The organism is Pedobacter sp. ISL-64 (assembly GCF_018613605.1).
In the GTDB taxonomy this organism is placed as follows: domain Bacteria; phylum Bacteroidota; class Bacteroidia; order Sphingobacteriales; family Sphingobacteriaceae; genus Pedobacter.
Map to the genome: position 1 here is coordinate 430,676 of NZ_JAGGPU010000004.1, position 13,452 is coordinate 444,127.

Below are 13,452 nucleotides of genomic sequence, written 5' to 3' on the forward strand. Positions count from 1 at the left end.
AGTTAATAAAAACAAAATTGGCTCATGTGGAATATTGACTATTAAGAAATTAAGGACATTAAGAAGATAAAGACATAGACCTTAACTTTTCTTAACTCCTTAATAGTGAGGGCAAACCAAAAGTTTGTAACGCAATAAATATAAAATGAACCTAAAGTTAAAATACCTGATTTTTTACCTGCTTGCCTTTTCATCTATTAGGGTAATGGCACAGGTTCCTGTAAAAAATCTCGGTTATTATTTAAAACAGGCTGAATTTGCAAGTCCGGTACTTAAAGATTTTCAGAACCAACAACGTTCTGCTGGGATAGATAGTTTGATTGTTCGGGCTACCGGAGGGCCACAGGTTACGGCCAGTTCTGCAGGGATGTATGCGCCAATTGTGCGTGGTTATGGTTATGATGAAGTGCTTACCAATGGGCAGGCGTTAGAAGCACTACTTAATGTGAATTATGATCTGCTGAACAAGAAACGTATCAATAACCAGCTTGAGGGCATTAAAATTCAAAGCGATTCCATAAAATATGCCGGGCAACTCTCGCTGTATGATTTGCAAAGATCTATTGCTGATCAGTATATTCTAGCCTATGCCAGCCAGGAACAGGTAGGTTTTAATCGGGAAGTGGTTACACTGCTCGAACAGGAAGAAACATTGCTTAAAAAATTAACCAGAAGCAATATTTACAAACAATCGGAGTATTTAACTTTTCTGGTTACGTTACAACAACAGCAATTGGTGGTACAACAGGCCGAACTGCAGTTTAAAAACGATTATGCCACATTAAACTATTTAGCAGGCATTGCCGATACCACACAGGTTAAGTTAGCCAACCCCCAGTTACAGACTGCCAGCACCTCAATGGATCGAGGCTTTTTTAACAAACGTTTTGATATTGATAGTTTAAAAAATAGCAATCAAAAAAACGCGATCGACTTTAACTATAAACCCAAACTTGGGGTGTATGCAAATGGGGGTTATAATTCTTCATTTGTTTTGCAGCCTTATAAAAATTTTGGTGCAAGTATTGGTTTTACTTTTTCTGTTCCGATTTACGATGGCCATCAGAAAAAAATGCAGTACAATAAACTCAGCCTTTCTTCTAAAACGATATCCAGTTACCGCGATTTTTTTATCCGCCAGCAGCAACAACAGTTAAACCTGATCCGTCAGCAGATTAACCAGACTGATGCGCTCTTTCCAAAAATTAATGAGCAGATCCGTTTTAGTAGGGGTTTGATCGAGGTAGACAGCAAATTGATGCATACCGGCGATTTAAAAGTGGCCGATTTTGTAATTGCGATCAACAACTATATGGCGGCTCAAAATCTATTGCGCCAAACCAATATTAACCGTTTAAAACTGATCAACCAATTTAATTACTGGAACCGATAACCATGAATAGCTATCTAAAATTAATGTGTAGTGGTATTGCCGCTCTGTTTCTTTTTTCGGGATGTAATCGTTCTGCACCTGCGGAAACCGTAGATGAGCCTTCGCCAATTATCCCAGTTCAGGTAACTACTGTTCGAGATAGTGCTCTTTCAGAATATGTGGAGCTTTCTGCAGTTTCGGCCTATCTGGAGAAAAGTTTTGTAAAGGCAAATATCAACGGTTATGTAGAAAGTACCCAGGCCGTATTGGGCAAGCAGGTGGGGAGCCATCAATTGTTGTTTAGTTTAATTACCAAAGAAGCGAAATCGATTGGCAATAGCGTAAATAAGCTCGATGCCGGGTTTAAATTTTCTGGTATTTCCAATATCAGGGCCGATCAGGCCGGAACAATTATTCAGGTAAATCATCAAAAAGGAGATTATGTGCAGGATGGAGAAGCTTTGGCCACCATCAGCAACCGCAATAGTCTTGTTTTTCTGCTCGATCTGCCTTACGAATACAATCAGCTAATCAATCAGAATAGAAGTTTGGTTATCCTTTTGCCGGATGGAACCAAAATGACCGGAACAGTTTCAGGAACAATGCCTGCTGTCGATTCATCAGCACAGACCCAACGTTATATCCTTAAAGTGGGAGCGGGCAAAGATATTCCCGAAGGTTTGATTGCGAAAGTGAGGTTAACGAAAGTAAACCATGCACAGGCCCAGGTATTGCCAAAATCGGCGGTATTGGCCAACGAAACTGAAGATGAGTTTTGGGTAATGAAACTGATCAACGATTCAACAGCAGTAAGAATAAACGTGAAAAAAGGCATCGAAAACCAGAATACAATTGAAGTGCTCGATCCTAAATTTTCGAAAACCGATCGGATCATTACCGCTGGAAATTATGGCATAGCCGATACTGCCAAAGTTAAAATCCAGAAGCAGCCATGAACAAGTTTTTCATTTCCCATAAAAACCCAATTCTGGCAGTATTGCTCATTATACTGGTTGGCGGAGTATATGCTTTCAGTCAGCTAAAAACAGGACTTTTTCCAGAAATTACTTTTCCAAAGATCAAAATTATTGCCGATGCAGAATTACAGCCGGTTGATAAAATGGTGGTTACCGTAACCCGGCCTTTAGAAAATGCAGTAAAACAGGTGCCCGATCTTCAATTGGTTAGGAGTACCACCAGTAGGGGCAGTTGCGAGCTTTCTGCATTTATGAACCCTGGTGCCGATATCGATCTGAGTCAGCAGCGGATAGAATCGCAGATTGCGAAAATCAGTGCTTCGTTGCCAGCTGGGGTTAATGTTTCGGTAGAGAAGATGAATCCGTCTATCCTTCCGGTAAGTGGATACAGCTTAGAAAGTCATAATTATTCGTCTGTTGAACTGAAAAAAATTGCCACTTATACCGTAAAACCCTTTCTTTCGCAGGTTGATGGTGTTTCTGAGATCCGTGTAATCGGTGGTAAAAGCAAAGAATACTGGCTGGAGCTTGATGCACAGAAAATGCAGGCGCTGGGTATTACTCCCGATCAGATCAGCAATGCCCTCAGCCAAACCAATTTTATTAAATCTAACGGCTACCTCGCCGATCACAGTTATCTTTACCTATCTGTAACCGATGCCACTGTAAAAAACAAAAGCGATCTGGAAAATCTGGTGTTGAGCAGAAAGGGCAACCGGATTATTAAGGTAATGGATATTGCCAAGGTAAATATTCAGCAGAGTGTAGAATATACCCGCATCAACGCGAATGGGAAAGATGGAATCCTGATTGCAGTAATCAAACAACCTAATGCCAATCTGGTCGATCTTTCTAACAAGATGTTTACCAAAGTAGAACAGCTCAAACACATCCTACCAGCGGGAGTAAGCATTAAACCTTATTATGTACAGGCCGATTTTGTAAACGAATCGGTAAAAAGTGTACGCGATAGTTTATTAATTGGTTTAGCATTGGCCATTTTGGTGGCCATTATTTTTCTAAGGTCGTTCAAAGCAAGTGTTACCATTTTAATCACCATCCCGGTTACGCTTTGTTTAACCGTAATTGTGCTTTATTTTATTGGCTATTCGCTCAATATCATGACCCTTGGTGCCATTGCAGCTGCCATAGGTTTAATTATAGACGATGCTATAGTGGTGGTAGAGCAGATCCATCGCACACATGAAGAACATCCCGAAGAATTGACCATGAGGTTGTTGAGCAAGGCGGTGAGTTATCTTTTCCCAGCCATGTTAGGTTCTTCTATCAGTACTATCGTGATATTCGTTCCCTTTGTACTGATGACTGGCGTTGCAGGTTCTTACTTTCAGGTGATGACCAATACCATGATCATTACCCTGGTCTGTTCCTTCTTTGTTACCTGGATTGGTTTGCCTGTGATTTATCTTTTGCTTACCCGTAAAGGGGGCAGTCATGCAGCAACCGGCAAAAAAGTAGTGGTACACGAGGTTAAATCGCAAAACTGGGTGCGTTATTTTATACAGCGACCTTATATCTCGATCATATTTATGCTCGGGTTGATTGTATCGATCGTGCTCGTTTTCCCACGTTTAGAAACCGGATTTCTCCCCGAAATGGACGAAGGCAGTATTGTGTTGGATTATGCTTCGCCTCCAGGTACCTCACTCGAAGAAACCGACAGAATGCTTAAACAGGTAGAAAAGGAGATTGTTAAAATTCCAGATGTTCAGGCGTATTCGCGAAGAACGGGAACGCAGATGGGCTTTTTTATTACCGAACCAAATACTGGCGATTACCTGATCCAGCTGAAGCATAATAGAACAAAAAGCACAGAAGAAGTGATCTCGGAGATACGAACGCACATCGAAAATACACAACCTGCATTGGTAATCGATTTCGGGCAGGTAATTGGTGATATGCTTGGCGATTTAATGAGTTCTACCCAGCCCATCGAGGTGAAAATTTTTGGAAACGACCAGGAAAAACTACAGGCTTTATCTAAAAAGGTAGCCGATCTGGTTTCGCATGTAGATGGTACAGTCGATGTGTTTGATGGTATTGTACGCTCAGGGCCAACGGTAAATATCCAACCCAATTTTACTATGCTGGCACAATATGGTGTTAGTCCGGTATCCTTTCAATCGCAGCTCCAAACCGCAATGCAGGGAACTTTAATTGGCGATTTATACGATAAACAACAGCTTTCACCCATCCGCATGGTATACCCCGGAAGCAGAACTTTTAGCGTGGCCGATATTAATAAGCTTAAAATTTTCTTGCCTGATGGAACAGCGGTGCCCATTCAACAAATGGCCAAGGTTGATCTTAAAGCCGGAATTGCCGAAGTTGCTAGGGAAAACCTGCAAACCATTGGGGTAGTTACCGCAAGGCTCGATAACCGTGATCTTGGAAGCGTAATGAAAGATCTTCAGAAAGCCGTAAATACCAACATAAATCTGCCTTCGGGTTATCATATCGAATATGGCGGTGCATATAAAGAACAGCAACAATCGTTCTCCGAACTGCTCACCATTCTTATTGCATCCAGTTTGTTGGTGTCTAGCGTAATCTTATTTCTATTTAAAGATTTTAAAATTGCCTTTTTAATATTATTGATCTCAGTGCTGGGCATTTCTGGAAGTTATTTAGCCTTATTTTTAACCCATACACCACTCAATGTAGGCAGTTATACAGGCTTAATTATGATTGTGGGTATTATCGGCGAGAATGCCATATTTACCTTTTTACAGTTTAAAGAATCTCTTGCCAAACAAAGTGTTGATGATGCCATAACCTTTGCCATCTCTACCCGGTTAAGGCCAAAATTAATGACTGCACTTGGGGCAATTATCGCCTTAATGCCTCTGGCTTTAGGTATTGGTGCTGGTGCACAGCTGCATCAACCATTAGCCATTGCTGTTATTGGTGGTTTTATAGTAGCCATGCCTTTATTGCTGGTGGCCTTGCCCAGCCTGATCAGGAAATTATACCAATCGGCTAAAGTTGAAGGAGATTAAGCACAAGTGTAACAGATTAAATCCATACCCTAAGCATATTTAAAACTAAAAAAATGAAAAGGAAATTATTAAGCATTGTGGTTTTTTTTGCAATGTCAATTGTTGCAAATGCCCAACAAAAAAGTGGCCTGCGTGTATTGGCTGTTCATAAAATACAAAGCGATGGAGGTTGGGATTATGTAAGTATCGATCAGCAGCACAACAATCTTTTTGTGTCGCATGGCAACCAGGTAAATATATTAAATAAGAACAATGGCGACTCGGTAGGCGTGATTCACAATACACTCGGTGTACACGGAATTGCAATTGCAGGTCCGTTCGGGAAAGGATACACCACCAATGGCAAAGCAGGTACCTGTACGGTTTTTGATCTGAACAATTTTATCGTGACTGCACAAGTTAAAGTAGGACAGAATCCTGATGCCTCTTTCTTTGATGATTATAGCAAAAAAGTAATCGTATTCAATGGCAAAAGCAACGATGCCAGTATTATCGATCCACAAACTGATCGGGTTATCGCAACGATTCCCTTAGGTGGCAAACCCGAAGCTGGCGTTTCAGATGGGAAGGGAAAAGTATATGTAAATATCGAAGATACCGGAGAAATTGTTTGTTTTGATTTGAATACCAATAAAGTTTTATCCAGGTATAAACTAAAGGGTGGAGAAGAACCTTCTGGCTTGGCTATCGATCGTGTAACATCAAGACTGTTTACGGTTTGTGCCAACAAGGTGATGCTTATTCTGGATGCCAAAACAGGCAAGCAGATTATCTCGTTACCGATTGGTAATAATTGTGATGGTGTAGTCTTCGATCCGGCCACTAAATTAGCTTACAGCGCCAATGGAGAAGGCAACATAACAGTGGTAAAAGAGGTTTCAGCCAATAAGTTTATTGTACAGGAAACTGTAAAAACAGAAGTAGGAGCAAGAACCATTGCCATTGATTTGGCTAGTCATCATCTTTTTCTGCCAACAGCAGCTTTCGAAAAAAGTACAGATGCCAACCAACGTCCACATCGTATTCCCGGAAGCTTTAAAATTCTAGAAGTAGGTAAATAGGCAAACAACACTATTTTAATTTCTAGTGGATTGTCGAGATGAATATTGTGTTTTCTCGACATTTTTTTTGTTTAATCTTAATTAGAGAAATATTTTTAATCATTACACATTAAATCCTTATACAGAACGAAATGGAATAAATAAAATCTAATAATCTATAAATTCTATAGGATTTATAGAATTAAATATTATATTTGCCTGCCACCTGCAAATAACGATATGAATAAATTTTACTTTCTTTCATTTTCTACCTACGCTATCTATTGTTCAAATTACTACGAATCAATGCGAATGTGTTGTTGTTACGCATAAGCTTATTGTAAATATGGCTTTCTAAATGGCCAAGCGCTCAACAGTGATGCTTTGACTTACCAGTCATAAACTAAAATATATCCTTATATGAACTTTGCCTTATTTTACAGGACATCTCTTGTAATCATTCCTTTGTCTGGTTTTTTCAATCCAGATCCGATAATAGATACGCAGATCAAAGTTTCATTTGGTAGGAAATGAGCAGGTATGGTATTGATAAAGGATAAACAAACCATTAAACAATAGGAGGATAGCATATAAGAATTTTACAAACTATATAAAAACGGGGAAACACAGCTGTATCTCCCCTGGATTAAATCATCGAAACAGGTCTTCAATTGGCGTTGGCACCTGGATCAATTTACCACTTAACCCTAAACAAAAGTATGCAAAAATTTGAAGAAGTCAGGTGGCCCTATGGGTCGGCTTCGCAAGTCTCATTACCAGTTTTCGGACAGGAAAAGCCTGTTCGATCCAGATTATCAGTTCATTCCCTACGGATGTTGCGCCATTTAGGAATGTTGATTATCGCTCAATTTATTTTTTCAATTGCGGTTAAAGCACAAACCGTACCCCTCATTAACTCCACCCTTACTGGTTTGGTTATCGATTCGAAAACAAAAGAACCCATTCCAGGTGTAGTGATCCGCATTAATGGAACTACCCACTCTGCAGCAACCGATAATGAAGGTAAATTTAGGTTCGTAACCGGACAGAAGTTTCCTTATACTTTAACAGTAAGTTACATTGGTTATAAAACCATCGAAATTATTGCAAATGGGAGTCCGATTGAAATTAAACTAGAAGAAGCCGCCAACCAACTCGATAATGTGGTGGTAGTGGGTTATGGCACGCAGAAGCGAAGCGACATTACAGGTTCCGTTTCTTCCATTTCTAAATCGGCATTGAAACAACCATTAAGTTCGGTAGATCAATTGTTAAAGGGTGCTGCTGCAGGTGTGCAGGTTACTCAAACATCTGGTCAGCCGGGTGGTGGTGTAAGTATCCGTGTAAGGGGCGGAAGTTCTGTACAGGGCGGAAGTGAACCTTTATATGTGGTTGATGGATTCCCTTTGTACAACAGTTCGGCTTCGGCAGGCACGTTGAGTGGTACGCCGCTTAATCCATTGGCCAGTATTAATCCTTCCGATATTGAAACGGTTGATATTCTAAAAGATGCTTCTGCAACGGCTATTTATGGTTCGAGGGGCGCTAATGGCGTCGTAATCATTACCACTAAAAAAGGGAAAGCAGATCGTAGCGCAGTTACCTATGAAGGAAGTTATGGCACGCAATCGTTAAGAAAGAAGTTAGACCTCTTAAATGCGCACGATTTTGCATTACTCCGGAACGATGCTTTATACGATACCGATCCAACCAAAGGCCGTTTCCAATATTTAAGTCAGGTGCAGATTGACCAGTTGGGTACAGGAACAGACTGGCAGGCTGAAGCATTCGAACGTGCACCAACACAGAACCATCAACTCACGATAAGTGGCGGTAACCCCAAAACACGTTACCTTATTTCGGGGAACTACTTTGATCAGGATGGTATTTTAAAGAACACTGATTATTCGAGGATCAGCATCAGGGCCAATGTTGATGCTCAACCTTTCGAAAAATTTAAAGTAAGTGCAAGTATTACCGGAAGCAAGGCCGATGCCAATGTATCTCCTTCCGGGATCATCAATGGCCTGTTGATTATGCCCGCTACCGCTTCTATTTATGATGCTTCTGGCGCTTATACACTTCGTAATCCATTCGAAAATATATTTGCCAATCCAATTGCTTCATTAAAAGAGCAGATCAATAAATCAACCACCAATAAATTTTTAGGGACAGCATTTGGAGAATACACCATTATTGAAGGACTGAATTTAAAAGTGTTGCTTGGTGCTGATGTAAACAGTGTAAATGAAAAGAATTATATCCCATCAACCATTTATGAGGGAAGTACCATTGGTGGTTCTGCCGGAAAGGGAACTTATAATTCTTATTCCTGGTTAAATGAGAATACCCTTTCGTACAATAAAGCTTTTGGTAAACATGCTTTAGATGCTGTAATCGGTTTTACGCAACAGGAATTTTCCAGCGAAACCACCAGGGCAAATGCCCAGAAGTTTGTAACTGATGATTTAACCTTTAACAGCCTGCAAAGCGGTGCAACTTTGGTAGCGCCTTATTCTGATGCTACGAGATGGGTATTACATTCTTACCTGGCCAGGGTAAATTATAGTTTCAATAACCGTTATTTCTTAACATCAAGTATCCGTGCCGATGGGTCTTCTCGTTTTGGAAAAGGAAACAAATGGGGCTATTTTCCTTCAGCAGCGGCTTCATGGAAAATCAGTAACGAGAAATTTTTTGAGTCCCTACAAAAAACAATCAGTGAGTTAAAGGTACGTGCCAGTTTTGGCACGACAGGAAACCTGGAGATTGGTCAGTACCAGTCTTTAGCAACCTTGTACAGTCTCAACTATGTTTTTGGTGGTACCACCGCTACGGGTTTTGCACCTAATCGCATTGCGAACGATAAACTGGGCTGGGAAACTACCCATCAATACGATGCCGGCTTGGATATCGGCTTTTTTAACAACCGCATCCAATTAACGTTAGATGGTTATTACAAGAAAACAAAAGATTTATTGTTAAATGTAGAGATTCCATGGACAACAGGTTACGGTACATCGCTCCAGAATTATGGTTCAGTATTGAATAAAGGATTTGAAATTGGCCTGAATACCCGCAACCTTACCGGCGCATTTATATGGAATACCAATTTAAATTTTTCTGTTAACCGGAATGAAGTGTTGAGCATTGGTAATGGCGCACAGTCGTACATCAGCGGAAACTATATTGTAAAAGTTGGCGAGCCATTGGGCAGCTTTTATGGTAATGTAACCGATGGAATATTACAAAACGGGGAAGAAGCCACTAAAGGTAAATATACCGGTAGTGCCGTACCCAAACCTGGTGATAGATTGTACAAAGATATTAATGGCGATGGTTTGTTTACCACTGCTGCAGATAAATCCATTATTGGCAATGCACAACCCGATTTCATTTTTGGCCTAACCAATAATTTCGAATACAAAGGTTTCGATCTGTTAATATTTGTACAAGGCTCGTATGGTAACAGTATTTTGAACTCGAATATGCAAACCCTGGAGCTGTTTACCGGGCAACAAAATGCCTCGGCTATCGCTTTAAACCGTTGGACACCAAGTAATCCAAGCCAAACCATTCCAAGAGCAAAATTAGATCCTGCACCTGTATTTTCCGATCGTTTTATCGAAAGTGGTTCTTTCTTAAGGTTAAAAGATATATCACTGGGCTATGCCTTGCCAAAAAAGATCTCTGCTAAGGCAAAGTTATCAAATGTATATTTCTATGTAGCCGGGCAGAACCTGCTTACCTGGACAAATTATTTAGGCTTCGATCCCGAAATTACCTCTGGAAGTAATGTATCGCCAGGAACCGATGCCGGGATTTATCCCATCGCCAGATCGGTTAGGGCTGGCTTAAGGTTAACATTTTAATCTATATCTCAATGAAAAAGATAAACTTAATATATGCATCCATTTTAGCAGTAGCATTTTCGGCCTGCTCTAAGCTAGAAGAAGATCCGGATGCTGTGCTGGTTACGACACAGTTCTATCAAAATGAAGGTCAGGCGGTTTCTGCCGTTACAGCGAATTACCGTAAACTTTACGAAAGTGGTCAGTCGCTCTACAATAGTTTAATGCAGATTGGGGTAGAAATGGCTACCGACGATTATGAAGCAGGCCCAAGGGCCAGAAATGCGCACGTTAGGGCCATATCTGGCTTAACCCACGATTCATCTAACGATAGGATGGAGCAGCTGTGGAAACAAAGTTACGATGCCATTAACGCTTCAAATATTGCCATCGATAAAATTGCTTTGATTGATGAGGACAAGATCAGTTCGGTTATTAGAAAACGTTTAATTAACGAATCGAAGTTTTTAAGGGCTTTACACTACTTTAACCTGGTACGCTGGTTTGGCGATGTACCCATTGTATTGCACGAAAATACTTCTTTAGCACCCGAAGATTTATATGTACCCAATGCGCCCGAGGCTGCGGTGTATGCACAGATCATTCAGGATTTAAAAGATGCAGAATTGCTGCCTGCACCGGCAGAATATAGCAGCAAAGATTTAGGAAGGGCAACTTCTGGCGCAGCCAAAAGCCTGTTGGCAAAAGTATACCTTACCCGTAAAGAGTGGGCAAATGCAGTGCAAAAAAGTAAAGAGGTAATCGATAGTAAATACTATTCGCTGTTTGCAAATTTTGCCGATGTGTTTAATGTAGCCACCAAAAATGGCAAAGAGCACATCTTCTCGGCACAGTTTGTAGGTAACGCTGGCTTTCAGGGCAATAGTTTGGCCAGTCGTTCGGCCCCGGCAGATGTACCAGGTATTAATGGCGATTATGCCGATGCCTTGCATACCGCTGGAGGTTTGTATAGCAGTTTTGCCGATAACGATACCCGAAAGGCCATAACCTTTGTTACGCAGATGGTGAGCCCTACAAATGGTCAGTTATACACCTTTTCGCCACAGTTTAATAAATATTACGATCCGGCTGTGGTGGGCAATCAATCGCAGTCTTCTAAAAATTTGCCCATTATCCGCTATGCGGAAGTGCTTTTAATTTATGCAGAAGCACTAAATGAAGTAAATAATGGTCCAAATGCAGCGGCGTATGCCGCAATAGATGAAGTACGCCAGCGTGCAGGTATTGCCAAACTAGCCGATATTTCTCCGGCATTAAATGTAGACCAGTTTAGGGATGCTGTTTTTCAGGAGCGCAGAAAGGAGTTGGTTTTCGAATACCAGCGCTGGTTCGATCTGGCCAGACGGGGAGCCGATTATTATGTGGCCACACTTAAAGCAGCCGGAAAAACTTTGGCGGCCAAGCGCCATATCCATTTCCCTATTCCGCAACGCGAGCTTAACCTCAACCCTAAATTAAAACAGAACCCAGATTGGGTAAACTATTAATCGTTTTATACTAAAATTTAATCGCATGAATTTTAAACAAAAACTCTCCACTTTGTCCATAGCAAAAGCATGCCTGTTGGCTTTAAGCTTATTGGTTGTACAGGGTGCATCTGCCCAGAAAAAGCAAAAACCCAATATCGTGCTGGTACTGGTTGATGATCTTGGCTTTTCAGACATTGGCCCTTACGGGGCAACTGAAATAGAAACCCCCAATTTAGATAAACTGGCTGCAGGTGGCTTAAAACTGAAAGAATTTTACAACAACTCGATCTGTGCACCTACCAGGGCATCGTTGCTTACCGGGCAATACCAGCATAAGGCAGGTGTTGGCTTTTTTAACAATAACCTTGGACTGGCAGCCTATCAGGGTTTTCTGAACCGCGAATCGCTAACCCTGGCAGAGGTACTTAAATCTGGTGGTTACACCACACTCATGGCGGGTAAATGGCATGTGGGCGACGATCGGAACCAATGGCCAAACCAACGCGGTTTCGATCATTTCTTTGGCTTTATTGGTGGCGCCAGCAATTATTACGAAATCGGAGAAAAAGGAAATGAAACCGTGCCCCTGGTTAAAGATAACGAACCGTATTTTCTGGAGCCAGGAAAATATTTAACTGAAGAAATTACCAATAACGCCCTGGGTTTCTTAGATGATCAGCAAAAAGCTAAAAAGCCATTCTTTTTATACCTCGCCTACAATGCACCACATTGGCCACTTCAGGCACTCCCTGCCGATATTGCCAAATATAAGGGCAAATATAAACTGGGCTGGGATTCGCTACGCGTACAACGCTACCGCAATGCCATTAAAAAAGGACTTATTGGTAGTGATCAGAAAATTGCGGCGCACGATGACCAGGTAAAATCCTGGAACAAGTTAACCTATGATGAACAGGAATATTGGCAAACCCGCCAGGAAGTTTACGCCGCCATGATCGATCATGTAGATCAGGGTGTTGGCCGTTTGCTTGCTAAACTAAAAGAGCTTAAGCAGGACGAAAATACCCTCATCATTTTTATTTCAGATAATGGTGCTCAGGGCGGCAATGGTACCAGGCCTTATACCCAACGTACTACTGGGCCAGTTGGTACAGCCGGATCTTACGAAACGCAGAACAGCAATTGGTCGCAAACGGGTAACTCGCCACTCCGTAATTATAAAGGCGCGCCGTACGAAGGTGGCATTAGTGCACCCTTTATTGCCTGGTTTCCGAATAAAATTAAAGCCGGAACAATTGCCAAAGGCACTGGTCATTTAATAGATCTTGCCCCAACTTTTTACGAATTGACGGGTATCAATTATCCAAAACAGTTAAACGGCATAACCAGTAATGCCCTCGCTGGTAAAAGTTTGTTGCCATTGCTTAGTGGATCAACCGATACCGTTCAGCGCGCTGCACCTTTGTTTTGGGAACGTGGTGGTAATAAAGCCGTACGGTGGGGTAAATGGAAACTCGTTTCTCCGGCAGGTTTAACCGAAAAATATGAGCTTTTCGATATCGAAAAAGATAGGGCCGAAAATGCCGATGTGGCTGCTCAGCATCCCGAAATAGTAGCACAGTTAAAAGCCGCCTATGTAAAGTGGGCTGAAGAAAATGGGGTAGTAGATTACGAATTGCTTAAAACTGCGCCCGCCCGGCCTGCACAAGGAAATAATAGGGGCAATCAGAATTTTTAGTAT

General features: G+C 41.4%; 7 protein-coding genes. All 7 read left to right on the plus strand.

From position 1 onward, the window contains the following. Window positions 1-145 precede the first annotated feature (145 nt). The 7 genes from J7E57_RS06435 (at window position 146) to J7E57_RS06465 (ending at window position 13,449) form a co-directional block, all read left to right on the plus strand. Complete coding sequence (locus J7E57_RS06435; RefSeq protein WP_215126186.1) at window positions 146-1,393, plus strand: hypothetical protein; 1,248 nt, start codon at window positions 146-148, stop codon at window positions 1,391-1,393. A gap of 2 nt (window positions 1,394-1,395) precedes the next feature. Beyond that, window positions 1,396-2,328, plus strand: a complete 933-nt coding sequence (locus tag J7E57_RS06440) for an efflux RND transporter periplasmic adaptor subunit (protein ID WP_215126188.1) — start codon at window positions 1,396-1,398, stop codon at window positions 2,326-2,328. Beyond that, the gene (locus J7E57_RS06445; RefSeq protein WP_215126190.1) at window positions 2,325-5,369 is read left to right on the plus strand and encodes an efflux RND transporter permease subunit; all 3,045 of its coding nucleotides are present in this window, start codon (window positions 2,325-2,327) and stop codon (window positions 5,367-5,369) included. Before J7E57_RS06440 ends, J7E57_RS06445 begins: the two co-directional genes overlap by 4 nt. A gap of 53 nt (window positions 5,370-5,422) precedes the next feature. After that, window positions 5,423-6,430: a YncE family protein gene (locus tag J7E57_RS06450; protein WP_215126192.1), complete on the plus strand. Its 1,008-nt coding sequence runs from the start codon at window positions 5,423-5,425 to the stop codon at window positions 6,428-6,430. 698 nt (window positions 6,431-7,128) lie between these two features. Beyond that, on the plus strand, window positions 7,129-10,281 hold the full coding sequence (locus tag J7E57_RS06455; protein WP_215126194.1) for a SusC/RagA family TonB-linked outer membrane protein: 3,153 nt from the start codon (window positions 7,129-7,131) through the stop codon (window positions 10,279-10,281). A gap of 11 nt (window positions 10,282-10,292) precedes the next feature. Beyond that, complete coding sequence (locus J7E57_RS06460; protein ID WP_215126196.1) at window positions 10,293-11,768, plus strand: RagB/SusD family nutrient uptake outer membrane protein; 1,476 nt, start codon at window positions 10,293-10,295, stop codon at window positions 11,766-11,768. A gap of 25 nt (window positions 11,769-11,793) precedes the next feature. After that, window positions 11,794-13,449, plus strand: a complete 1,656-nt coding sequence (locus tag J7E57_RS06465) for an arylsulfatase (RefSeq protein ID WP_215126198.1) — start codon at window positions 11,794-11,796, stop codon at window positions 13,447-13,449. Window positions 13,450-13,452 lie beyond the last annotated feature (3 nt).

Coding starts and splice junctions, on each gene's coding strand:
- J7E57_RS06435 (WP_215126186.1), top strand. CDS start 146: ATGAACCTAAAGTTAAAATACCTGATTTTTTACCTGCTTGCCTTTTCA.
- J7E57_RS06440 (WP_215126188.1), top strand. CDS start 1,396: ATGAATAGCTATCTAAAATTAATGTGTAGTGGTATTGCCGCTCTGTTT.
- J7E57_RS06445 (WP_215126190.1), top strand. CDS start 2,325: ATGAACAAGTTTTTCATTTCCCATAAAAACCCAATTCTGGCAGTATTG.
- J7E57_RS06450 (WP_215126192.1), top strand. CDS start 5,423: ATGAAAAGGAAATTATTAAGCATTGTGGTTTTTTTTGCAATGTCAATT.
- J7E57_RS06455 (WP_215126194.1), top strand. CDS start 7,129: ATGCAAAAATTTGAAGAAGTCAGGTGGCCCTATGGGTCGGCTTCGCAA.
- J7E57_RS06460 (WP_215126196.1), top strand. CDS start 10,293: ATGAAAAAGATAAACTTAATATATGCATCCATTTTAGCAGTAGCATTT.
- J7E57_RS06465 (WP_215126198.1), top strand. CDS start 11,794: ATGAATTTTAAACAAAAACTCTCCACTTTGTCCATAGCAAAAGCATGC.